General features: G+C 36.2%; 20 protein-coding genes, 6 pseudogenes and 1 other annotated feature. Of the genes and pseudogenes, 24 read left to right on the forward strand and 2 right to left on the reverse strand.

The window, feature by feature from the left end; all coding sequences use genetic code 11:
- The first annotated feature begins 97 nt into the window (after positions 1-97).
- Together B6D67_RS04665 and pepV are read left to right on the forward strand one after the other, a co-directional pair.
- Complete coding sequence (locus B6D67_RS04665; protein ID WP_002989923.1) at positions 98-700, forward strand: nitroreductase family protein; 603 nt, start codon at positions 98-100, stop codon at positions 698-700.
- Between the two features lie 124 nt (positions 701-824).
- Positions 825-2,234 (forward strand): dipeptidase PepV, encoded by a 1,410-nt coding sequence (gene pepV / locus B6D67_RS04670; protein WP_010922267.1) that lies wholly within the window; start codon positions 825-827, stop codon positions 2,232-2,234.
- 67 nt (positions 2,235-2,301) lie between these two features.
- On the opposite strand, the gene mnmE is transcribed toward pepV, so the two are convergent.
- Positions 2,302-3,678, reverse strand: coding sequence for a tRNA uridine-5-carboxymethylaminomethyl(34) synthesis GTPase MnmE (mnmE, locus tag B6D67_RS04675; protein WP_010922268.1), 1,377 nt, complete (start codon positions 3,676-3,678; stop codon positions 2,302-2,304).
- Between the two features lie 167 nt (positions 3,679-3,845).
- Positions 3,846-3,981 (forward strand) — a sequence feature (ribosomal protein L10 leader region).
- 29 nt (positions 3,982-4,010) lie between these two features.
- Here mnmE and rplJ point away from each other — a divergent pair.
- The 16 genes and pseudogenes from rplJ (at position 4,011) to pbp3 (ending at position 16,750) form a co-directional block, all read left to right on the forward strand.
- Positions 4,011-4,511: a 50S ribosomal protein L10 gene (rplJ, locus tag B6D67_RS04680; protein ID WP_010922269.1), complete on the forward strand. Its 501-nt coding sequence runs from the start codon at positions 4,011-4,013 to the stop codon at positions 4,509-4,511.
- 64 nt (positions 4,512-4,575) lie between these two features.
- On the forward strand, positions 4,576-4,941 hold the full coding sequence (gene rplL / locus B6D67_RS04685) for a 50S ribosomal protein L7/L12 (RefSeq protein ID WP_002984819.1): 366 nt from the start codon (positions 4,576-4,578) through the stop codon (positions 4,939-4,941).
- 298 nt (positions 4,942-5,239) lie between these two features.
- A pseudogene (locus B6D67_RS10240) lies at positions 5,240-5,839 on the forward strand (replication initiator protein A); the annotation flags it as partial.
- 174 nt (positions 5,840-6,013) lie between these two features.
- Positions 6,014-6,339: pseudogene (locus tag B6D67_RS04695) on the forward strand (DNA cytosine methyltransferase); the annotation flags it as partial.
- A pseudogene (locus B6D67_RS10415) lies at positions 6,330-7,822 on the forward strand (SAG1250 family conjugative relaxase); the annotation flags it as partial. The pseudogenes B6D67_RS04695 and B6D67_RS10415, both read left to right, overlap by 10 nt.
- Positions 7,823-7,972: 150 nt before the next feature.
- On the forward strand, positions 7,973-8,659 hold the full coding sequence (locus B6D67_RS04715) for a response regulator transcription factor (protein ID WP_002984807.1): 687 nt from the start codon (positions 7,973-7,975) through the stop codon (positions 8,657-8,659).
- Complete coding sequence (locus B6D67_RS04720) at positions 8,652-9,998, forward strand: sensor histidine kinase (protein WP_002984805.1); 1,347 nt, start codon at positions 8,652-8,654, stop codon at positions 9,996-9,998. Before B6D67_RS04715 ends, B6D67_RS04720 begins: the two co-directional genes overlap by 8 nt.
- Positions 9,999-10,145: 147 nt before the next feature.
- On the forward strand, positions 10,146-10,286 hold the full coding sequence (locus B6D67_RS04725; RefSeq protein WP_002984803.1) for a lantibiotic streptin: 141 nt from the start codon (positions 10,146-10,148) through the stop codon (positions 10,284-10,286).
- A gap of 180 nt (positions 10,287-10,466) precedes the next feature.
- Positions 10,467-10,997: pseudogene (locus B6D67_RS04730) on the forward strand (ATP-binding cassette domain-containing protein); the annotation flags it as partial.
- A gap of 102 nt (positions 10,998-11,099) precedes the next feature.
- Complete coding sequence (locus B6D67_RS04740; protein WP_010922274.1) at positions 11,100-11,789, forward strand: lantibiotic protection ABC transporter ATP-binding protein; 690 nt, start codon at positions 11,100-11,102, stop codon at positions 11,787-11,789.
- A gap of 5 nt (positions 11,790-11,794) precedes the next feature.
- Positions 11,795-12,544, forward strand: a complete 750-nt coding sequence (locus B6D67_RS04745) for a lantibiotic immunity ABC transporter MutE/EpiE family permease subunit (protein ID WP_010922275.1) — start codon at positions 11,795-11,797, stop codon at positions 12,542-12,544.
- Between the two features lie 2 nt (positions 12,545-12,546).
- Positions 12,547-13,269, forward strand: a complete 723-nt coding sequence (locus B6D67_RS04750) for a lantibiotic immunity ABC transporter MutG family permease subunit (RefSeq protein WP_010922276.1) — start codon at positions 12,547-12,549, stop codon at positions 13,267-13,269.
- A gap of 191 nt (positions 13,270-13,460) precedes the next feature.
- Positions 13,461-13,679, forward strand: coding sequence for a helix-turn-helix domain-containing protein (locus B6D67_RS04755; RefSeq protein ID WP_010922277.1), 219 nt, complete (start codon positions 13,461-13,463; stop codon positions 13,677-13,679).
- A 300-nt stretch (positions 13,680-13,979) separates the two neighbouring features.
- A pseudogene (locus B6D67_RS04765) lies at positions 13,980-14,167 on the forward strand (DUF3173 family protein).
- Between the two features lie 2 nt (positions 14,168-14,169).
- Positions 14,170-15,357 (forward strand): annotated as a pseudogene (locus B6D67_RS10420) (tyrosine-type recombinase/integrase).
- A gap of 157 nt (positions 15,358-15,514) precedes the next feature.
- Entirely contained in the window at positions 15,515-16,750 is a 1,236-nt protein-coding gene (gene pbp3, locus B6D67_RS04790) for a D-alanyl-D-alanine carboxypeptidase PBP3 (protein WP_010922278.1), read from the forward strand.
- A 116-nt stretch (positions 16,751-16,866) separates the two neighbouring features.
- Here the strand turns inward: pbp3 and B6D67_RS04795 are convergent, their stop codons facing one another.
- On the reverse strand, positions 16,867-17,829 hold the full coding sequence (locus tag B6D67_RS04795) for a polysaccharide deacetylase family protein (RefSeq protein ID WP_010922279.1): 963 nt from the start codon (positions 17,827-17,829) through the stop codon (positions 16,867-16,869).
- 331 nt (positions 17,830-18,160) lie between these two features.
- Here B6D67_RS04795 and B6D67_RS04800 point away from each other — a divergent pair, with 331 nt between their 5' ends.
- From B6D67_RS04800 to murB, 6 genes are all read left to right on the forward strand, one after another.
- Complete coding sequence (locus B6D67_RS04800; RefSeq protein ID WP_010922280.1) at positions 18,161-19,438, forward strand: folylpolyglutamate synthase/dihydrofolate synthase family protein; 1,278 nt, start codon at positions 18,161-18,163, stop codon at positions 19,436-19,438.
- 46 nt (positions 19,439-19,484) lie between these two features.
- The gene (gene folE, locus B6D67_RS04805) at positions 19,485-20,051 is read left to right on the forward strand and encodes a GTP cyclohydrolase I FolE (RefSeq protein WP_002989871.1); all 567 of its coding nucleotides are present in this window, start codon (positions 19,485-19,487) and stop codon (positions 20,049-20,051) included.
- An 8-nt stretch (positions 20,052-20,059) separates the two neighbouring features.
- Positions 20,060-20,860: a dihydropteroate synthase gene (folP, locus tag B6D67_RS04810; protein ID WP_010922282.1), complete on the forward strand. Its 801-nt coding sequence runs from the start codon at positions 20,060-20,062 to the stop codon at positions 20,858-20,860.
- A gap of 6 nt (positions 20,861-20,866) precedes the next feature.
- Complete coding sequence (folB, locus tag B6D67_RS04815; protein WP_002989868.1) at positions 20,867-21,226, forward strand: dihydroneopterin aldolase; 360 nt, start codon at positions 20,867-20,869, stop codon at positions 21,224-21,226.
- Complete coding sequence (gene folK, locus B6D67_RS04820; RefSeq protein WP_002984757.1) at positions 21,223-21,723, forward strand: 2-amino-4-hydroxy-6-hydroxymethyldihydropteridine diphosphokinase; 501 nt, start codon at positions 21,223-21,225, stop codon at positions 21,721-21,723. The genes folB and folK overlap by 4 nt, the downstream gene beginning before the upstream one ends.
- Before the next feature lie 149 nt (positions 21,724-21,872).
- A complete protein-coding gene (murB, locus tag B6D67_RS04825) occupies positions 21,873-22,760 on the forward strand; it encodes a UDP-N-acetylmuramate dehydrogenase (protein ID WP_010922283.1) in 888 nt (295 codons plus the stop codon).
- The last annotated feature ends 45 nt before the right edge of the window (positions 22,761-22,805 follow it).

Raw genomic sequence — 22,805 nt, forward strand, 5'->3', positions numbered from 1 at the left:
AAGGTTGCGAAGTGTAGTGAGTTTATGATTTTAAAAACTATTTTATGGTAAAATAAAATGGTATTAAAAAAAACAGATTTAGATAGGAAGTTTTGAAATGAAATTTCTAGAGTTAAACAAAAAACGCCATGCCATTAAGACCTTTAATGACCAGCCAGTTGACTACGAGGATTTGCGAACAGCCATTGAGATTGCAACCTTAGCACCTAGTGCCAATAACATTCAACCTTGGAAATTTGTAGTCGTTCAAGAGAAAAAAGCTGAGTTAGCAAAAGGGTTACCTCTAGCAAATAAAGTGCAGGTTGAACAGGCTCAATATGTAGTGGCGCTATTTTCAGACACTGATTTAGCTTTACGTTCTCGTAAAATTGCCCGTATCGGTGTCAAATCATTACCAGACGACTTAATTGGTTATTATATGGAGACTTTGCCACCACGTTTTGCTGCTTTTAATGAGGTTCAAACCGGTGAGTACTTAGCTATTAATGCAGGCATTGTGGCTATGAACTTGGTGTTATCCTTGACGGATCAAAAGATTGCTTCCAATATTATCCTTGGTTTTGATAAGTCAACGACCAATGAGATTTTAGACATCGATCCGCGTTTTCGTCCAGAATTATTGATTACTGTTGGCTATAGTGACGAGAAACCAGAACCAAGTTATCGTTTGCCTGTTGATGAAGTCATCGAAAGAAGATAGAGTCAGGACAATTAGTTAAATGTAATGTCCAGATGCGCTACTGAGCGACCACTATTGTTAGACTGATACTATTTTGGCTTATTTTAAGTTAAACATTATCCCTAAAACGAATAAGGAGAGTATAATGACAACCATTGATTTTAAAGCAGAAGTTGACAAACGTAAAAAAGCTATGCTAGCAGATTTAGTTGACCTATTACGCATTAATTCAGAACGCGATGACCAATTAGCTGATGATAAACACCCATTTGGCCCAGGTCCAGTTAAGGCCTTGGAGCATTTCCTCGCAATGGCTGAGCGTGATGGCTACAAAACGCGTAATATTGATAACTATGCAGGTGACTTTGAATTTGGTCAAGGTGATGAAGTACTAGGAATCTTTGGTCACCTTGATGTTGTGCCAGCTGGTAGCGGTTGGGATACAGACCCTTATGAGCCAGTGATTAAAGACGATCGCATCTATGCGCGTGGGTCTTCGGATGATAAAGGACCAACCATGGCGTGTTACTACGCTCTGAAAATCATTAAAGAACTGGGTCTTCCTGTGTCTAAAAAAGTTCGTTTCATTGTTGGTACCGATGAAGAATCTGGCTGGGGGGATATGGATTATTACTTTGCTCATAATGGCTTGAAAAATCCAGATTTTGGTTTCTCACCAGATGCTGAATTTCCAATTATCAATGGTGAGAAAGGAAATATCACTGAATACCTCCATTTCGCTGGTGACAACAAGGGCGCTTTTGTGCTTCATCGCTTCCAAGGTGGGTTGCGTGAAAACATGGTACCAGAATCTGCCACAGCTGTCATTACGGCACCGCATGACCTTGATGTGCTAGAAGCAGCTTTGGAGCAATTTTTATCAGAACATGGTGTTAAAGGTTCTATGAAGGCTACTGATGGTAAAATTGAAGTAACTATTATTGGTAAGTCTGCTCACGGGTCGACTCCAGAAGCGGGTGTTAATGGTGCTACCTTGTTGGCTAAATTCCTGAATCAATTTACCTTTGAAGGGGCTGCTAAGGATTATTTACATGTGGCAGGTGAGGTGCTTCATGAAGACTTTGCGGCAGAAAAACTAGGCCTTGCTTATACTGATGACCGTATGGGAGCCCTGAGCATGAACGCAGGTGTCTTCACCTTTGATAGTCAATCAGCTGACAATACCATCGCCTTGAATTTCCGCTATCCCAAAGGAACTGATGCGGCAACCTTAAAAGCAGGATTGGAAAAATTACCAGGATTAACTAAGGTAAGCCTTTCTGAGCATGAACATACACCTCATTATGTGCCAATGGATGATGAATTAGTAGCTACCTTACTTGCTGTTTACGAAAAACAAACAGGTCTTAAAGGCTACGAACAAGTTATCGGCGGAGGAACCTTTGGGCGCTTGCTAGAACGTGGTGTGGCCTTTGGAGCGATGTTCCCAGGTGATGAAAACACTATGCACCAAGCTAATGAGTATATGCCTTTAGAAAATATTTATCGCTCAGCAGCTATTTATGCTGAAGCAATCTACGAATTAATTAAATAAGATGCTTATGACAGCAAAAAGAGCTGGAACACTGTTCCAGCTCTTTTGTGATGATTAGAGACTGTTGTTATTTACCAAGACAGAATTGACTAAAGAGTTGGGTAATGAGTTCATCAGGAGCAGCATCCCCTGTGATTTCTCCGAGAATTTCCCAAGTTCTGGTTAAATCAACCTGTAGTAAATCAACTGGCATGCCAAGCGCCAAACCGTCATTGACAGCTTCTAAACTCTGGACTGCCTTTTCAATCAAAGAAATGTGGCGGGCATTTGACAGGTAAGTGGCATCTTGCTCTACCAAACCAGCGTTGTCAAAGAAAAGCTGGTTGATACGATCTTCGATTAGATTAATGTTCTGGTTGGTTAAAACGGAAATGGGAATGTAGTCATCTGGTAATTGCTCTAATTCAATCTTCTGTTCCAAATCCGTTTTATTCAACAATATAATACGGTTACTGTCCTGACTGAGATTTAACAAAGCCCGGTCTTGGTCAGTCAGTTTTTCAGAAGCATTCAGCACAAGAAGAACAAGGTCAGCTTCTTGAAGAGCTTTTTTAGACCGTTCAACTCCGATTTGTTCGACCAGATCATCTGTCTCACGAATACCGGCCGTATCGACAAGTTTTAGAGGAACTCCCTTGATATTAACGTATTCTTCAATGACATCTCGGGTGGTTCCTGCAATATCAGTCACAATAGCCTTGTCTTCTCGCAACAAATTATTAAGTAAGCTTGACTTACCGACGTTTGGACGACCAATAATAGCTGTTGATAAGCCCTCACGCAGAATTTTACCGCGTTTAGCTGTTCGAAGGAGACTTTCCAAAAGGCTTTGGAATTCTTGTGTTTTCTCACGTAGCAGAGCAGTGGTCATTTCTTCCACATCGTCGTATTCAGGGTAGTCAATATTGACTTCGACTTGAGCTAAGGTGTTGAGAATTTCCTGACGGGTGTCATTGATAAGCTGGGAAAGGGAGCCATCCAGTTGCTTGACTGCAATCGTCATAGCCTTGTCTGTTTTGGCACGAATAATGTCCATGACAGCCTCAGCTTGAGTCAAATCAACTCGCCCATTTAAGAAGGCACGTTTGGTGAATTCGCCAGGCTCTGCCATTCTAGCGCCTTGGCGAATCAATAGTTGCAAGATTTCATTTGTCACAGCAATACCACCGTGCGTATTGATTTCAACCACATTTTCACGGGTAAAGGTTTTGGGGGCTAGCATGACTGACACCATAACTTCATCGATAATAGTTCCTGTCTTAGGATTAATGATATGGCCATAGTTAATGGTGTGTGAGGCGACTTGCTCTAAGTTCTTTCCCTTAAAAACAGATTGTGCAATGGCAAGCGCATCTGTCCCTGATAAACGAACAATGCCAATAGCTCCTTCACCAAGAGGGGTTGAAATGGCGGTAATTGTATCAAATTCTTTAGTTATACTCATGCCCTCTATTTTAAATCAAGTCCTAGTAGAAAGCAAGGTGTTATTTGTATAGAAAATAGGACTAGCACCATTTTGAGTTTAGCTAATACTAAAAAAATAAATGTAAAAAAATCATTTTTTAATAGTTTTTATTGACAATAGTATTATAAAAGAATATAATGATATAGGTTTTGATAAAAAACTGACCTAAGACAGCAGGGGAGCATGCTCATAATATTCCTGCCGAGGCACAAAACGTGATTAAAGAAAATAACGTATTTGTACTTTCGTGTCTAGGTTTAGGTGCGATTTTTTTTGTACCTAGCCCAAAAATAAAAACGGAGGTAAAACTAATGAGTGAAGCAATTATTGCTAAAAAAGCTGAACAAGTCGAACTTATTGCTGAGAAAATGAAAGCAGCAGCAAGTATCGTTATTGTTGATTCACGTGGTCTTACAGTTGATCAAGATACTGTTCTTCGTCGTTCACTTCGTGAAAGTGGCGTTGAGTTCAAAGTTATCAAAAACTCAATTTTGACTCGTGCAGCTGAAAAAGCAGGTCTTGATGAGTTGAAAGATGTATTCGTAGGACCATCTGCAGTAGCATTTTCTAACGAAGATGTTATCGCACCAGCTAAAGTTATCAACGACTTTACTAAAACTGCTGACGCACTTGAAATCAAAGGTGGTGCAATCGAAGGCGCTGTTTCTTCAAAAGAAGAAATCCAAGCACTTGCAACATTGCCAAACCGCGAAGGAATGCTTTCTATGCTTCTTTCTGTACTTCAAGCTCCAGTCCGTAACGTTGCATACGCTGTCAAAGCTGTTGCAGAAAACAAAGAAGGCGCTGCTTAAGTCGTCTCAGAGTAGCTTAAGGCTACGCTTAACATTTTAAATTAATTATTTGGAGGAAATCACAATGGCATTGAACATTGAAAACATTATTGCTGAAATTAAAGAAGCTTCAATCCTTGAGCTTAACGATCTTGTAAAAGCTATCGAAGAAGAATTTGGTGTAACTGCAGCTGCTCCTGTAGCTGCTGCAGCTGCTGGTGGTGCTGAAGAAGCTGCTAAAGATTCATTCGACGTTGAATTGACATCTGCTGGCGACAAAAAAGTTGGCGTTATCAAAGCTGTTCGTGAAATCACAGGTCTTGGTCTTAAAGAAGCTAAAGGTCTTGTTGATGGAGCACCTGCTAACGTTAAAGAAGGCGTTGCTGCTGCAGAAGCTGAAGAAATCAAAGCTAAACTTGAAGAAGCTGGAGCAACAATCACTCTTAAATAAGAAGCAGATAGCAATTTGAGAGCGAAATCCCGATTTATCAGTCTTTTAGAGTTTATAGCGATTTGAAGAAACTGATAAATTGATTTGGTTTCTTGCCAAAAATCCTGCCCAAAAAATCTTTGGCAGGATTTTTATTTTCTATAAAAATTAAGCTGAGTAGAGTGGTTATTCTATCTATATGTGTCTAGTAATAATTTTTTTATGTGAACGAGAACATTTTAATAAGTGTTCTCATTTTTTTATTTTCAGGAGGAAAATCATGCAAATGAATGAACAGTCATCACGACAAATGGTGATTGCCATCTATCTCATTTATTCCAACTCAAAATGACAGTACTCCTTGGCTGTTCCAAGTCGAAATTGTTAGCGATTAAGAAAACCTACGAGACTATGGTTTGATCGATGAAGTCCAACAGTCTCCCAGTGAAAAAGGGCGTTTGGCTAATAAGATTTATTTAGGAAAGTTGGAACATGATTTCACCCCAGTCTTCAGTTCAGACGGGGCCAGTCTCAAAAACAGACCAGCCCCGTGTTAAATTCAGCCCCTAATGAGACTGAAAAGAGTGAAACTGAAGGTAGTGAAACTAAAGAGAGTAATTTAGTGATTGAGGACGAGGAGGAAAGAAAGGAGTGCACTAGTGTGAAAAAGACTGAGGGTCACTTTACCCGTCAAGTTGATCAGGTCACCAAATATGACAAAGATTATATTTGGAGTTTGGTTCATTCCCAATTACGTGAAGGTGGTTTATCACAAGCTGCTAGTGACTTAGTCATGAGCTATTTTGAAGAACGCTATGCTTATGCGCTGGAACACATACGGTTCGCAAGAACAGCTGAAGCTATTGCGGAATATGTCTTTAATGGTGTCTTATCCGAATGGACCAAGCAACTAAGGTGACAAGAAGCGAAGTGAGTAAGATGTTTTGGTGGCTATTATTAGGTGTTTGGGGACTAAGGACAATTTGGTTGATTATTGAAGTTATCACTGCACCAGAAATGGAAGATTATAGTTGAGTAAGGACGTTACATAAGCAGTAAGGTCCTTTTATTTTGTCAGAAAGGAATGAGAGATATGAAGTTTTTAGATTTGTTTGCAGGAATTGGAGGCTTTCGATTGGGTTTAATTAATCAGTGCCATGAGTGTATTGGCTTTTGTGAGATTGATAAGTTTGCGAGGCAATCTTACAAAGCCATCTATGAGACCGAAGGAGAAATAGAATTTCATGACATTAGACAAGTCACAGACCAAGACTTTAGACAACTTAGAGGGCAAGTGGATATCATCTGCGGTGGTTTTTCCCTTGTCAAGCATTTTCACTCGCAGGCAGACGACTGGGATTTGAGGGCACTAGGAGAACTCTCTTCTTTGAGATTACTCGAGCGACCAAACAGATAAAAATCATACCCATAATCACATCCAATCAACGCCATTGACCGTAATTCAGATAAAAAATTGATATGGAATTATGCCTTGGAACGAAACCTCCGTATGATTTCAGACCGTATTTCAAAAATGACTGGAGCAAAAATTATCGAGAAGCGTTATTCCTACCGTGACTATCAAAAATATAGGTAGTCTAGTCATAAATTTGAATTGAAACAACGTCTTTATTTTTTGATGCAGCAGTCAAAGTTCTTTGATGATTTTTTAGAAAAAGCAGAGTAATTACATGTTCATATTGATTTTAGTCAGAAGCATAGCAGATTCATGATGACGGATCGAGTAATGAAAAAACCAATTCGAGGCCGTCAACTCAGTAAACGAGATTTATATGATGAAGAATTTTTTCGTACACATTTTGCCAAGATAGAAATTGAAAGTCGATTAGAATTTTTGTTGAACCGTGCCAATTCATTAGAGGAGCTACTATTAAAAGCAAAAGAAGTGAATCTAACCATTGACTTAAAACAAAAAATGTAACTTTTATCCTAGAAGAAGATACTCAAAAGATAAGTTTAGGTCATAAAAAAATAAGCGATAAGAAATTATATGATGTCAATTTTTTCAAGATTACTTTAAAAATAAGGAAGTCGGTGTTTCAGATCGATTAGAAAGTCTACAGAAACAGTACATGCTTTTCAAGAAGAACGAGATAAAGAGGAGGTATCCACTGAAGAGAGTAAGGAAGTCTTCAAGAAATACAAGGGGCAACGAGATGCCATCCATGAGTTTGAAGTTGAACTTGTGGAACATCAAATTGAGAGGTTAATTGCTGAGGACATTTATATCAAGGTGTCTTTTAGTGTAAAGCAGAGTGGTCTTATTTTCATTCCTAACTATCAATTGGATATTAGGAAAGAAGAAAATCATAAAAAATATAAAGTCTATATTCGTGAGACCGCACAATTCTTCATTTACAACAAGGAGGCGTCTGAACTTAATCGCTATATGCGAGGGCATGAGCTCATTTGCCAGTTAACCAATGATAGCAAGAGTATTCCAAAAAGAAGACGACAAACCATTGATACACTTAAGAAAAAGATTGAAGAAATAAGTCTCCTCATTGAGTTAGATACGGAGAATAAGCCTTATCAAGATATTAAAGATGACATTGTTAAAGATATGGCTCAATTAGATTTGACCATTACAGAGTTGCAGGACCATATTGCTCATCTCAATAAGGTTGCGGAGGTCTTGCTTAATCTGAACAACAACGATATAGAGAACCGCCGTTTGGCCAGATATGACTATGCCAAGATGAACTTGACTGCAGCTATAAAAATAGAAGAAGTTGAGAAAGAGATTGAAACTTCTCAAAATGAACTTAATATATCCATAGATGAGTATGAATATCTAGTAAGAAGGTTGGAAAAGTTTGGAGAGATCTTGAGTGATAGCAAAATTATCGATACTTCTCGAAATGAAATACAATGGGAGTAATTATGATATAATTTGGGTGGTAGCAATTTTTATATCAGATATTAAAATCTAGTTGATGTTTCGTAAATAACTATATTAAAGAAATGATTCCTGCCGCTTACATTAAGAATAGTTTATTTGTAAGTATTTCATTATTTAAAAGGGGTAATAATGTATAAGATTTTAGCCATAGATGATGATAAAGAAATTCTGAAGCTTATGAAGACTGCTTTGGAGATTGAAAATTATCATGTTATAACCTGTCAAGAGATAGAATTACCAATAGTTTTTGATGATTTTAAAGGATATGATTTGATCTTATTGGATATCATGATGCCTAATATAAGTGGAACTGAGTTTTGTTATAAAATTCGGGAAGAAGTTCATTCTCCAATTATTTTTGTTAGCGCTTTAGATGGCGATAATGAAATTGTCCAAGCTTTAAATATAGGGGGAGACGATTTTATTGTGAAACCATTTAGCTTAAAACAATTCGTAGCTAAAGTTAACTCTCATTTGAAGAGAGAAGAGAGAGCAAAGATAAAGAATGAGGCTGAGGAGAGAGTGAAGCGTAGTTTTCCACCTATAGAAATCTATCTAGAGGAACGTATGTTATATATTGATAAACAGCCGTTATTCCTGACTTATAGAGAGTACGAAATTTTAGAATTACTGTCACGTCATCCGTATAAAGTTTTCACAAAAGAAGAGATATATGAACAAGTATATAGCGATGAAGCTTCAGCATTGTTTCATTCTATTTCAGAATATATCTATCAGATTAGAATGAAATTTTCAAGTTTTGGAATTAATCCAATAAAAACTATTCGCGGGATTGGTTATAAATGGGATGTTTAAAAAATATTCAATAAAAAATCGTGTTTGGCGCGCCGTCGTTGAAATTGTCTTTGGAGTTTGTATCACTGTTTTAATGATTGCGATAATATCGCTTTCTTTTTCAAAGTTAAATATAGTGACATCTCATAATGTGGGAGAAGAATTTTATATTAAAGATAAACAGTCAATCAAACAGTTGAACAATTATATGAAGACATTGGGATTAGATTATGTTGTTTTTGATAGAAAAACAGATAAAGCTATGGAAGGAAAATATTTATCTAAAGAATTTTCTTTATTTAACGAAGTTGCAGAAGAAAAAAATAATCTGACTTTTAATTCTGTACATTATGATTTATATACTAATATCAATTATAATATTGTTATAAGATATAATGAGATACCGGAGTTCTCTAACCATTACCTTAGAAATGTTTCATATAACATGTTGACATTTTATATTCTGGGAATAGGAACGAGTATCAGCATTGTAGTTGCTTTAACACGGTTTGTAAAAGAAATTTCTTTGAATTTCAAGGAAATCAAGAAGTTAGCAAATAAAATGGGGATAGAAGTCCTTTCTGAAAATGAAAATTATTCTAAAATAATCGAGTTTGATGATATACTTAGAACTTTACATATTAAAGGTGATAATTTGAAAAGTTTGATTGAGCGAGAAATATTGGAAAAGCAAGATCTATCCTTTCAAATTGCAGCACTTTCGCATGATATAAAAACACCTTTAACGGTTTTAAAAGGAAATCTTGAGTTATTAGAATTGACTACTTTAAATAAAAATCAGGAAGGTTATATTGTATCTATGAACAATAGTATTTCTGTTTTTGAAGGCTATTTCAATTCTTTAATATCTTATACACGCATGCTTTCAGAGGATAGATCAGTGAAACTAATTTTAGTTGAGGAGCTATTAAGTGAGTTACATTTTGAAGTCGATGACTTATTGAATATCAATAATATTGAATTTTCTATTTGTAATAGACTTATTATCACTTCTTTTTATGGAGATGAGGAAAATCTGATAAGAGCTCTTTCTAACCTTTTAGTTAATGCAATAAGATTTATGCCCGTATTAGATAAAAAAATCGAAGTTATACTGTCTGAGTCAGGAGAGCAAATTCATTTTGAAATATGGAATAATGGTGAGCGTTTCAGTGATAGTACACTGAAAAAGGGAGATAAATTATTTTACACGGAAGATTATAGCAGAGGTAACAAACATTATGGAATCGGTTTGGCATTTGTTAAAGGCGTTGCTATCAAACACGGTGGGAATCTTCAATTGAATAATCCAGCTAGAGGAGGTGCTAGCGCCATAATCTCGATAAAAAAGAAAATTTAATAGATTTGATTGAAACTGGAGTATTTCAGGCAAAAAATCGTAAATTTTTGGCTAAAATACTTTTTTTCTGAACAAATTCTGAACTTGGGGTGTCATAATAATCATGTAAATATATCGGATGCAAAAACGTAAGAGAGGAACTAGAAAATGAATAACACAATTAAAGACTTTGATCTCGATTTGAAAACAAATAAAAAAGACACTGCTACACCTTATGTTGGTAGCCGTTACCTATGTACCCCTGGTTCTTGTTGGAAATTAGTTTGCTTTACAACAACTGTTAAATAATAAAGTTATCATTATCATAAACATTATAATTTCAAATAATTTTATATATTTATAAATTTAGGGGAGTAGACTGATTTTAGTTTGCTCCTTTATTAGTAGATAAGGAAGTTATACATGATTAAAGCTCAGCTAAAGAATCTAATAAAAACAATTCATCTCGTAAAAGAGGCTGGTTTCTCCCTAAATGGTTCATTGTACATGGAGTTATTGCATGATTTTACGCATGATGAGTTAGTACATAACCCTATAATCGAAAGTACGGTTGATACAATTCAGTCAGTTGAATTTGAAAGGGTTTCTTTTTCATATAATGGTAAGGATAATGTAATAAACGATATAAGTTTTTCAATTAAAGCAGGAGAGAGGTTAGCAATTGTTGGTGGAAATGGTTCTGGAAAAAGTACGATTTTCAAATTAGCCTGCGGTCTTTACGATAATTATGAAGGCAATATATATATAAATGGTATTAATCTTTGTTCAATACAGAAAAAGTCATACTACAAGAGAATATCCGCATTGTTCCAAGATTTTTTAAAGTATGAATTGACACTGCGTGAAAATGTTGGATTGGGTGAATTATCAAAGTTATATAGTGATGAGTCTTATAATACTTCATTTTTTACCACATCATGGGATTCAGAGAATGAACTGCGATTGGAGGATATTTATATAAGATATAGTGATGGTAAGTTTCATTTTACAACTATCGATGAATCGATTAAACGGGATTGATAGAGAGTTTGAAGAGAAAGTGTATTGTTTTGCTTACTATACACTAAACGCTCAGCAATATATAGAATGGGAGTAACTAATATGTTGAAAATACAAAATCTAAAAAAATCTTATGGTAAGAGAACCATATTGAATAATGTCAATATGAATATTCCTAAGGGAAAAGTGTATGCTTTAATCGGTCCAAATGGTGCTGGAAAATCAACTATTATGAAAATTTTGACAGGCTTAGTTAGTAAGACAAGTGGTTCTATTATTTTTGAAGGTAGAGAATGGTCACGTCGGGATCTGCGAAAAATCGGGAGTATTATTGAAGAACCACCACTTTATAAAAATTTGAGTGCTTACGATAATATGAAGGTAGTTACAACAATGCTTGGTGTTTCAGAAAGCACTATACTTCCATTATTAAATAAAGTTGGTCTAGGAAATATTGACAAGAGACCAGTAAAACAATTTTCTCTTGGAATGAAGCAACGGTTAGGTATAGCTATCTCTTTAATAAATTCACCTAAACTACTTATATTAGACGAACCTACTAATGGCTTGGACCCAATTGGAATTCAAGAATTAAGGGAAATTATAGAGTCATTTAAATCAGAAGGAATGACAATTATGATTTCAAGCCATATACTGTCAGAAGTTGAACATCTAGCTGATTTTATTGGATTTATCTATGAAGGAAAGATTATTCTGGAAAAAGAATATGACGGCTCTGAGAATCTTGAAGAGTTATTCAATAATCAAATTTTATTTGAAAAGAGGAGGTAGGGGCTATGGTACAAATTTTTTTATCAAATTTATTAAAAATAAAAAATACGAGTATTAGCAAGTTGATTCTTATTTTCCCTATTATTTGTGTGATGTTATCTTTATTGTTTTCAGCATTAGGTGGTGAAAATATCCTACGTTTAACTGCGGAAACAACAGTAAATCAGTGGGGAGTTATTTGGATTAATGTTATTATTGCTGTAAATTCTGGTTTGTTAAATAAATTAGAATTAGATTCTAATAAGTATTCTGTTTTTTTATCAAGGGATGTTGATTTAAAAAAGGTAGAATATGCCAGAGTTCTATTGATAGCTCTTATAAATCTAATAATTAGTATGATTTTAAGCTTAATGCTTATTGTAATTAGTTTTGTCCTACCTACTCCAAGTCTTATTAGTATAGGTAGGATACTATTAACTATCTTGTTAATTTGGTTGACTACACTATGGCAAATCCCGTTTATTTTATGGCTATCAAGAAAAATTAATGTGTATTTTGCTATGATTATTAATATTATATCTCCACTAATTATTGGTACAAGTTTTTCTCTCTTAAATAAATGGTATTTGTTCCCTTATGATTGGTCGTTGAAGTTGCTTGAGCCAATGACAAGAATGAGAATAAATAGTATACCTTTTGGAGCGGAGTTTGTTCCAGACTACTCACAGATTTTTATATCATTGTTCCTAGGAATTGCTTTTTTCATCTTACTGACCAATCTATTTGCTATCTCTTTCAAAAAACAGGTGAAATAGTCATGAAATCATATTTATGTTCTAATTTTTTAAAAATCAAAAATACTTCATATTTACTAATACATATTTTAGCTGCACTATTATTTCCCTTACTTCTATTTTTCTATTGGAGTCAACGTGGAGGTTTACAAAGCAGGACTGTATTATTCTCCTACTTTCAAATAGTAGGTGTACTTCTTCCTTTTGTTGCAAGTATTGTGTGCATTCAACTAAAAAATTTGGAAGAATCATCTGGAAAATATAAATATTTATTGGGTTACTCACAGTCGAATTATAAGCCATTTATTGTAGAATTAGTATTTCTATGGTTATGCTATTGTATAGTATTAATTATTTCAATTACTATATTTATTCTTTTATTGAAAACTATTGGTATAAATGTATCTCTCAGACTACTTATTTTGAATAGTTTAATTTATATCATTTTTGCCTATGTAACCTATCTGATCAATCATATTATTAGCTATATATTTAGTACAGGTGTGGCATTAGGTATTTCAATGGTAGGTGTTATTGCTGCAGCATTTTGTGAAACGAGCCTTGGTGATAAGGTATGGTTTCTTATTCCATGGGCATGGCTTTTAAGAATATCAGATACTCTATATAACCAACAGAAAATGGCAATTGTTCCACTTATTGTTATATTTTTTGTTTCATGCACAGTAGCTTTACTTCATATACGAATATTTAAAAGGTGGAATCAAGACTGTTTGACAAGTAGTTAAATACATCTATTTTGTTTACCTAGCAATAAATATGATTTTTTAAGTTATAAATACTATCTAACTTGTTTAACTAAAAAATGACTATAAAATTTCAATGGATTACTAGCTTATATTTAATAGTCTTGTCCAAATAGGACAATTAAACATTTTTTAATCAAATCTCCTTTATACTGATATTAGGAGAATGTTAGATGTATCCGCGTATTAGGAATTTGAGAGAAGATAACGATTTCACTCAAAAGTTTGTTGCAAATTTACTTTCCTTCTCTCATGCAAATTATGCAAAAATTGAGAGAGGAGAGGTTGCCTTAATGGCAGATGTTCTTGTGCAGTTTTATAAACTCTATAACGTCAGTATTGATTATTTATTAGGGCAAACAGATTATCCGTATCGTTTTCATAATAAATAAAAGTCTCGCCTTGATTTGTTCATTGACAACTGAATAAACCGAGGTGGGACTTTCTTGTTTGTCGAGCAATTTAGTGAGATACGCCGTGATAGGAGCGATAATTATTAGCTATAAAATAGAGTGGTTCTCTATCTGCCATGACCACAAATAGGGACAATGATACTTCTGAACGTTCAGGCTGCCAGCGTAAAAGGCCAGTGGGTGAGATTCCCATGAGTGATTTAACCAGTCATACCCACGGAGGTTGTAATTTTTTTGAAAGGAGTGGAGGTGTGAAAATAGTAACATATAAAAAGCTTGATGAATATTGGTTTTCTCGAACATACTGCAAGAAATATTATTAGAGAAGCAAAAAGAATAGCTATAAAAAAGTTGAAGAAGCTCGCGAACTTGAACAAAATGCGGTACAATTAAGTAAATCGCCCTTTGACAATAGAAGACTTGGTATTGCTCCTAAAGATGAAGAAAGTTTAGAAAGTGAGAATTAAAGATGACTATAAAAAATCAAAAAAAGTACAAAGGTGTTTATTGTGATAAGAATGGGAAGATATTTTATCAAGCTGATCTTGGTGTAGATCCAGTAACAGGTAAACGAGTTCAAAAGAAAGCCAGAAAGAATTAGTATGGAAAGCCATTTGGTACAATGAAAGAAGCGTATGATGAACTGGTTCGGATTAGGTATGGGTTTAGTAATAATCTTAGTATTGAAAATGACAATATATCGTTTGAAAACTATATGAATACTATTTACCTAAGAGCATATAAGCAAAAGGTTCAGGCTGTAACTTATGAAATAGCCTTACCACATCATAAGTTATTTATTCAGTATTTTGATTCTAAACTTTTAAAGGGAATAACAGCTTGAGATTGTGAATCTTTTAGTTTACATATTATTGAAAATTATGCAAAGAATTTATGGTCGCGATTCAAAGATTGCATGGGGTATGCTGAAAGGTTAGACTATATTTCAAAAGTGCCATGTAAGGCTTTGGATAATCCTAAAGGGAAACATCCCGACACTCCATTTTGGACTTATATTGAGTTTCAGAATTTTATAAAATCGTTTGATTTGCAAGATTATGAAGAGCTACAAAGATTTACAACTATTTGGCTATATTATATGACAGGTGTTCGTGTAAGTGAAGGTTTATCATTATGATGGGAAAATATCGATTTCGAACAAAAATTCTTGAAAGTTCATACAACCTTGGAAAAGGATGAAAATGGAAATTGGTATCGTAAAGACCAAACAAAAACGCCAGCAGGAGAACGTCTTATTGAGTTAGATGATGTGACAATAGTAGTATTGGAAAATTGGAGAAGAAATCAAGTAGTCAATACTGACACAGATTTCATTATTTCACGGTTTGGTGAACCATTTTGTAAATCAACGATTTGTCGAGTTATTAAGCACAAAGCTCAAAGTATTGGAGTTCCCGTAATAACTGGAAAAGGATTGCGACATAGTTATGCTTCCTATCTTATTAATGTTTTGAAAAAAGACATTCTGTACGTTGCAAAGTGTATGGGACATGCTGATAAGTCTACAACTTTGAATACATATAGTCACTGATTTAATGCATTAGATAAAACAGTATCTGAAGAAATAACCCAAAATGTAATAAGTTCAGGATTAGATTCCATTTTATACCAAAATTCCTGCCAAATAACTAATTGATATAACGAAGCTTATTATATCGCCCATATAACAGGATGTGTTATTGTTACAGGGTACTTGCTTTATGAGCTTGTTTAAGCTACTAAAGGTGTGTGCCACTATACTTCCTTCCAAATTTCTGAGAATTTTTGTTATAATAGTAACTATGAAAGATATAATGATAAAAAGGTGGGTTATCCTTTTTTTTATGGTATTAACTTGTTCAGGGTTTGGTAAAACAGTTCTCGCAGCTGATTTTCAAGTGGGAGCAGAACATGCGATTGTCGTAGAGGCAGACTCTGGGAGAGTTCTGTATGAGAAAGACGCTAAGACGCCAGATGCTATTGCCTCTTTGACCAAATTGGTGACGGCTTATCTGGTTTTAGATAAGGTTAAATCAGGCCAGCTGCAATTATCAGATCAAGTTAATCTCTCAGATTATGCCTTCGAGTTAACAAAAGATAGGTCTTTAAGTAATGTACCTTTTGACAAAAAAACTTATTCAGTTCAAGACCTGTTGACAGCTACTTTGGTAGCAAGCTCAAATAGCGCTGCTATTGCGTTAGCCGAAAAAGTGGCGGGCTCAGAGCTTCATTTTGTAAATCAAATGAGAGAACAGCTATCTCATTGGGGGATTACTTCTGGTAAAATCCTCAACGCTTCAGGACTGCCGAATGAGGTGCTAAAGGACCATCGTTATCCTGGTTCTGCGTTGGAAGAAGAGAATATGTTGAGTGCTCAGGATGTTGCCATTGTGACGATGCATTTACTGGAAGATTTTCCTGAGATTTTAGAGATCACTAAACAAACAGAAGTTGATTTTGCTGGTAATTCTATTAAAAGTTTTAATCAACTCTTACCAGGTATGGCTAAGGGTAGAGCAGGAGTGGATGGGCTAAAGACAGGAACGACAGATTTGGCAGGTCATTGCCTTGTGGTAACTTCTATTGAAAATGGTATGAGGCTGATTACCGTTATTCTAAATGCTGATGGATCTGATAAAAACCAAAACACGCGGTTTGAGCAAGCAAATCGCTTGTTGGACTATGTGGCTAGAACTTATTGTCGTCGTAAGATTCTTAAAAAAGGAAGTCTTGTCTCGGAGCGATCGCTCCCTATTCAAGATGGCCAAGTAAAAGAACTACCGATATCTGTTGCCGAAGATGTAACCATCATTTTGCAACAGGGTGAACAAGTTCCCAAACCTAAACAATTTATGATATCAGAGACTTCTTTATTAGCACCGATTACTAAAGGTGAAGTGGTTGCTTATTTGACGTCTCCAAGAATAACAGATCAGTCAGTGAGGTATTTAAAGGAACCTAAGCGTATTCCTCTTAAAGCTAGCCAATCTCTAAAAAAAGCCTCTGACTTACAGCTGTGGTGGCGAGATTTTCTTGAAAAAAGACGTTAAAGATAAGAATAAAATAATTTTAAAACAATCAAAAAAAGACAGTTATGAAAGAATTTTTTCATAACTGTCTTTTTAGTTTACAGTGAGTATGATTTGGAATGATAAAAAAATTGATGTTATGGTTCCATTGTTTGTAAAAGATTTTCAGGACTCATGTTTGGGAGGATACGAATCCGGTTAAGAGAAAGAAGTCCATTAGCCGCGCTAGCTATTCCTTCGTTAGTGGTAACACCTAATTTATAGTTAAGTCTAGCTGCAATTTGTAAGGTAGTGTCATTATATCTACCAGATGGATAAGCAATGGCAATAGTGTTTTGGTTTAATTGCTTATCAAGATAGTCCTTTGAATCTTTCATTTCAGTTGTTTGAACATCAGGACTAGCCTGCTCTAGATCAGGATGATTCACTGTATGATCTTGGAAAGACATACCGACTTGTTTCATTTCTTTCATCTGCTTAAGAGTCAGATTGGCAGCGCTTCCCATTTCGGTTAGTCCTGTAATAACATTATTGGTGGCTTTAGCATCATATTTTTTTAAGATTGGGTAAGCAACATTGTAGAAATCAATCATACTGTCATCAAATGTTAGCCATACAACTTTTTTAGCAGGCAATTCATTATTTGAAAGAGCGCGGTAGACCTCTTCAGGACTCAAAAAATAGTAGCCCTCGTCTTTCATTTTTTGAAGTTGTTGATCAAAGAGATCTGGGTTGACAATCAAATTAGCATTAGCCGTCTCTTCAGGGGACATTACATGAATAGCATGATACATTAAAATTGGGATCTTGACAGGTGTTTCTTGCTTGGTCCAAGTCAATTTAGAATGGGCCTTTTTTTGAGATTTTGAGGAATCGAAATGAGTCTTCTTAAGTTTTGTCGTTTCTTTTTTTGCCGTCTTTTTGTGATGAAAAAGACTTATTTTAGGTACAAATCGAGAGACATCTGACAAGCCGAATTTGTTAGACCCTTGATATAAATAGAAAATGAGGGTCAAACCAAGAATGCAGGCAAATAATAGTATAAGGTTAATGAGAGTGAAGGCTTTTCTTTTTTGGCGCCGTTTATGTCTATTGTTCATTACTTGCTCCTTTTTTTGATATAAGTACCTCTATTGTAACATTTTTTAGAGAAAAGAAGGCTTGAAGTCAGCCTTTTTTCTTGTTTTTTGGAAGAACGTGTATTAAGGAGTAAAAAAATTATTGTCACAGATAACACTTTAGGAGGTAGCAAAGACTATGTGGGGCTGGTATTCTTATCACGTAAAAAAAGCAATGAAGATAAAAGTGTAGTGTACTTTAGAACTTATTTGAGTGTTTGGTGAGGATAATAAAAAAAAGGGTACTACTCTAGGTTATCTGCTGTCACTTTTTTTTATATATGGTATACTAAAGATAGATGTGAGGTATGAAATGACTTATGAAGAGACTCTAGAATGGATTCATGATCACTTAGTTTTCGGCATCAAGCCAGGCTTAAAACGTATGCTTTGGGTTCTTGGACAGTTAGGAAATCCCCAAAAAAATGTCAAGGGAGTGCATATCGTTGGAACTAACGGAAAAGGTTCCACGGTCAATCATTTACAACACATCTTTACGACAGCTGGTTATGAAGTGGGGACCTTTACCTCTCCTTATATTATGGATTTCAAAGAACGTATTAGCATAAATGGTCGAATGATTTCAGAAAAAGATTTGGTTATTGCTGCTAATCGTATTCGTCCTTTGACAGAGCGTCTAGTTCAAGAGACTGATTTTGGAGAGGTAACTGAATTTGAAGTGATTACTTTGATCATGTTCCTCTATTTTGGTGACATGCATCCTGTAGATATTGCTATTATTGAAGCAGGCCTTGGCGGTCTTTATGATTCGACCAATGTTTTTCAAGCAATGGTTGTGGTCTGTCCCTCAATTGGTTTAGATCACCAAGCTATTTTGGGCGAGACTTACGCTAATATTGCCGCCCAAAAAGCTGGTGTTTTAGAAGGGGGCGAGACCCTTGTTTTTGCCGTTGAAAACCCGTCAGCTCGAGAGGTTTTTTTAACAAAAGCTGAGCAGGTTGGTGCTTCAATCTGGGAATGGCAAGAGCAGTTTCAAATGGCTGAGAACGCATCTGGCTATCGTTTTACTAGTCCTTTAGGAGTTATTTCAGATATTCACATCGCTATGCCAGGACACCACCAAGTGTCTAATGCAGCTTTAGCTATTATGACTTGCTTAACCTTGCAAGACCGCTATCCTAGGCTAACTCCAGATCATATAAGGGAAGGTCTAGCAAATAGTTTGTGGCTAGGCCGTACCGAATTATTAGCACCAAATCTAATGATTGATGGGGCTCATAACAATGAAAGCGTTGCTGCTTTGGTAGCCGTCTTAAAAAATAACTACAATGATAAAAAGCTTCATATTTTGTTTGGTGCGATCGACACCAAGCCTATTGCAGATATGTTGGTTGCTCTTGAGCAAATAGGTGACTTGCAGGTTACTAGCTTTCATTACCCTAACGCCTATCCATTGGAAAAATACCCAGAACGTTTTGGTAGGGTTGCTGATTTCAAAGATTTCTTGGCCTTGCGTAAGCATGCTAAAGCAGATGACTTTTTCGTGATTACAGGGTCACTATATTTTATTTCAGAAATTAGACAGTATTGGGAAAAACATATTGAAAAAAGCGTTCTTTTAACCCATTAAAAAAGAGAAAATGAAAAGGAAAAAACTAATGAAAAGGGAAAGACTAATGTCTATTAATAAGGAAAAAGCAGAAGCAGCCATTTATCAGTTTTTAGAGGCTATTGGTGAAAATCCAAATCGGGAAGGTCTTCTTGACACGCCTAAACGGGTTGCTAAAATGTATGCGGAGATGTTTTTGGGACTGGGAAAAGATCCTAAAGAGGAGTTTACGGCTGTCTTTAAAGAACAACATGAGGATGTGGTGATTGTCAAAGACATTAGTTTTTATTCTATATGTGAACACCACTTAGTTCCTTTTTATGGCAAGGCTCATATCGCTTACTTGCCAAGTGATGGTCGAGTAACAGGTTTGAGTAAATTAGCGCGAGCAGTTGAAGTAGCTAGTAAACGACCTCAACTCCAAGAGCGTTTGACCTCTCAAATAGCGGATGCTTTAGTTGAAGCCCTCAATCCTAAAGGGACTTTAGTTATGGTAGAAGCAGAGCACATGTGCATGACCATGCGAGGCATCAAAAAGCCAGGTAGTAAAACCATTACCACCACTGCCAGAGGCTTATATAAGGAAAGTCGTGCTGAGAGGCAAGAAGTTATTTCTCTAATGACAAAAGATTAGGAGAACTTATGAAAATTGGAAAGTTTGTGATTGAGGGCAATGCGGCTATCATGGGGATTTTAAATGTGACTCCAGATTCTTTTTCAGATGGGGGGTCTTACACTACTGTGCAAAAAGCATTAGATCACGTTGAGCAAATGATTGCTGATGGGGCTAAAATCATCGACGTTGGTGGAGAATCAACACGTCCAGGTTGCCAATTTGTAAGCGCTACCGATGAAATTGACCGGGTGGTTCCTGTGATCAAGGCCATCAAAGAAAACTATGATATTCTAATCAGCATTGATACCTATAAAACCGAAACAGCTAGAGCAGCTTTAGAGGCGGGTGCCGATATTCTCAATGATGTTTGGGCAGGTTTGTACGACGGTCAAATGTTTGCCTTAGCAGCCGAGTACGATGCGCCTATCATCTTGATGCATAACCAAGACGAAGAAGTTTATCAAGAGGTAACACAAGACGTTTGTGATTTTCTAGGCAATAGAGCACAAGCAGCTCTTGATGCTGGCGTGCCAAAAAACAATATTTGGGTTGATCCAGGATTTGGATTTGCCAAATCTGTTCAACAGAATACGGAGTTATTAAAAGGATTGGACCGCGTCTGTCAGTTGGGCTATCCTGTCTTGTTTGGTATTTCGAGAAAGCGTGTCGTAGATGCCTTGTTAGGCGGCAACACCAAAGCTAAAGAGCGAGACGGAGCGACAGCAGCCTTGTCTGCTTATGCCCTTGGAAAAGGCTGTCAGATTGTACGCGTACACGATGTCAAGGCTAATCAAGACATTGTGGCTGTGTTGAGCCAGTTGATGTGAGGACTTATGGATAAAATCGTATTAGAAGGTTGCCGTTTTTATGGCTACCATGGAGCCTTTAAAGAAGAACAGACCCTTGGGCAAATTTTTCTGGTTGATTTAGAATTGTCAGTCGATTTGCAAGCAGCTTCTTTGTCAGACCAATTAACAGATACGGTCCATTACGGGATGGTGTTTGATAGTGTCCGTCAGTTAGTGGAAGGGGAAAAGTTTATTTTGATTGAACGTTTAGCAGGTGCGATTTGTGAACAGCTTTTTAACGAATTTCCGCCTATTGAAGCCATCAAAGTGGCCATTAAAAAGGAAAACCCACCGATTGCAGGCCACTATAAGGCAGTTGGTATTGAATTGGAGAGACAGAGATGACCATTGTTTATTTAAGTTTAGGCACCAATATGGGGGACCGAGCAGCTTACTTGCAAAAAGCTCTTGAGGCTTTAGCTGACTTACCTCAAACACGGTTGCTTGCTCAATCATCCATTTATGAAACGACTGCTTGGGGCAAGACAGGCCAGGCTGATTTTCTCAATATGGCCTGTCAATTAGATACACAATTAACCGCGGCTGATTTCTTAAAAGAAACACAAGCTATTGAGCAATCTCTTGGTCGTGTGAGGCATGAAAAATGGGGATCAAGAACTATTGACATTGATATCTTGCTATTTGGAGAAGAGGTTTATGACACAAAGGAATTGAAAGTGCCACACCCTTATATGACTGAGCGTGCTTTTGTTTTAATCCCCTTATTGGAATTGCAGCCAGATTTAAAATTGCCTCCTAATCATAAGTTTTTAAGGGATTATCTTGCAGCTTTAGATCAATCAGATATCACACTCTTTTCAGCTCAACAGACAGAGTTCTAGACTCTGTTTTCGGAGTAATGCCTGCTATAAGCCAATCCATAAAGTTTTGCCAAATTCATCGTTATTTTTTCTAAAATTTGATATAATAGTATCGGCTTTATGCCGATTTTTTTACGTGTATAAGAAGTGATAAAAGAAAGAAGATAACTATGATAACTGAACTTCATGGGATTGATATTCGAGAGAATGAACCCCTAAAACATTACACTTACACTAAGGTAGGTGGCCCAGCAGATTTCTTGGCTTTTCCTAGAAATCACTACGAGCTATCACGCATCGTTGCTTATGCCAACAAAGAAAATATGCCTTGGCTTGTTTTGGGAAATGCCAGCAATCTCATTGTGCGAGATGGTGGTATTCGTGGCTTTGTCATCATGTTTGATAAGCTAAATGCAGTGCACTTAAATGGTTATACCTTAGAAGCCGAAGCTGGTGCCAATCTGATTGAAACAACGAAGATTGCCAAATTCCATAGTTTAACAGGGTTTGAATTTGCATGTGGCATTCCTGGAAGCATTGGGGGTGCTGTTTTTATGAATGCGGGTGCTTATGGTGGGGAAATATCACATATTTTCTTATCCGCTAAGGTGCTTACCCCAAGTGGAGAGATCAAAACCATTTCAGCTAGGGATATGGCTTTTGGTTACCGTCACTCTGCCATTCAAGAAACAGGTGACATTGTCATTTCTGCTAAGTTTGCTCTTAAACCGGGTAATTATGATACGATCAGCCAAGAAATGAATCGGTTAAATCACCTTCGCCAACTAAAACAACCTTTAGAATTTCCATCTTGTGGATCTGTGTTTAAGCGCCCGCCAGGACACTTTGCAGGTCAATTAATCATGGAAGCAAATCTTAAAGGGCATCGGATTGGTGGTGTGGAAGTTTCCGAAAAACACACTGGTTTTATGATTAATGTGGCAGATGGCACAGCTAAAGATTATGAAGATTTGATTGCTTATGTCATTGAGACAGTTGAAAACCATTCTGGTGTCAGGCTTGAACCAGAAGTTCGGATTATTGGGGAAAACCTGTAACCATTATTGATAATTAAAGAAAGTACCGTGGAGGATTTATGACAA

This window comes from Streptococcus pyogenes, from assembly GCF_002055535.1.
GTDB lineage: Bacteria > Bacillota > Bacilli > Lactobacillales > Streptococcaceae > Streptococcus > Streptococcus pyogenes.

What these genes read in the sequence shown, in the direction of transcription:
- B6D67_RS04665 (WP_002989923.1), top strand. Translation starts at nt 98, where the DNA reads ATGAAATTTCTAGAGTTAAACAAAAAACGCCATGCCATTAAGACCTTT.
- pepV (WP_010922267.1), top strand. Translation starts at nt 825, where the DNA reads ATGACAACCATTGATTTTAAAGCAGAAGTTGACAAACGTAAAAAAGCT.
- mnmE (WP_010922268.1), bottom strand. Translation starts at nt 3,678, where the DNA reads ATGAGTATAACTAAAGAATTTGATACAATTACCGCCATTTCAACCCCT.
- rplJ (WP_010922269.1), top strand. Translation starts at nt 4,011, where the DNA reads ATGAGTGAAGCAATTATTGCTAAAAAAGCTGAACAAGTCGAACTTATT.
- rplL (WP_002984819.1), top strand. Translation starts at nt 4,576, where the DNA reads ATGGCATTGAACATTGAAAACATTATTGCTGAAATTAAAGAAGCTTCA.
- B6D67_RS04715 (WP_002984807.1), top strand. Translation starts at nt 7,973, where the DNA reads ATGTATAAGATTTTAGCCATAGATGATGATAAAGAAATTCTGAAGCTT.
- B6D67_RS04720 (WP_002984805.1), top strand. Translation starts at nt 8,652, where the DNA reads ATGTTTAAAAAATATTCAATAAAAAATCGTGTTTGGCGCGCCGTCGTT.
- B6D67_RS04725 (WP_002984803.1), top strand. Translation starts at nt 10,146, where the DNA reads ATGAATAACACAATTAAAGACTTTGATCTCGATTTGAAAACAAATAAA.
- B6D67_RS04740 (WP_010922274.1), top strand. Translation starts at nt 11,100, where the DNA reads ATGTTGAAAATACAAAATCTAAAAAAATCTTATGGTAAGAGAACCATA.
- B6D67_RS04745 (WP_010922275.1), top strand. Translation starts at nt 11,795, where the DNA reads ATGGTACAAATTTTTTTATCAAATTTATTAAAAATAAAAAATACGAGT.
- B6D67_RS04750 (WP_010922276.1), top strand. Translation starts at nt 12,547, where the DNA reads ATGAAATCATATTTATGTTCTAATTTTTTAAAAATCAAAAATACTTCA.
- B6D67_RS04755 (WP_010922277.1), top strand. Translation starts at nt 13,461, where the DNA reads ATGTATCCGCGTATTAGGAATTTGAGAGAAGATAACGATTTCACTCAA.
- pbp3 (WP_010922278.1), top strand. Translation starts at nt 15,515, where the DNA reads ATGATAAAAAGGTGGGTTATCCTTTTTTTTATGGTATTAACTTGTTCA.
- B6D67_RS04795 (WP_010922279.1), bottom strand. Translation starts at nt 17,829, where the DNA reads ATGAACAATAGACATAAACGGCGCCAAAAAAGAAAAGCCTTCACTCTC.
- B6D67_RS04800 (WP_010922280.1), top strand. Translation starts at nt 18,161, where the DNA reads ATGACTTATGAAGAGACTCTAGAATGGATTCATGATCACTTAGTTTTC.
- folE (WP_002989871.1), top strand. Translation starts at nt 19,485, where the DNA reads ATGTCTATTAATAAGGAAAAAGCAGAAGCAGCCATTTATCAGTTTTTA.
- folP (WP_010922282.1), top strand. Translation starts at nt 20,060, where the DNA reads ATGAAAATTGGAAAGTTTGTGATTGAGGGCAATGCGGCTATCATGGGG.
- folB (WP_002989868.1), top strand. Translation starts at nt 20,867, where the DNA reads ATGGATAAAATCGTATTAGAAGGTTGCCGTTTTTATGGCTACCATGGA.
- folK (WP_002984757.1), top strand. Translation starts at nt 21,223, where the DNA reads ATGACCATTGTTTATTTAAGTTTAGGCACCAATATGGGGGACCGAGCA.
- murB (WP_010922283.1), top strand. Translation starts at nt 21,873, where the DNA reads ATGATAACTGAACTTCATGGGATTGATATTCGAGAGAATGAACCCCTA.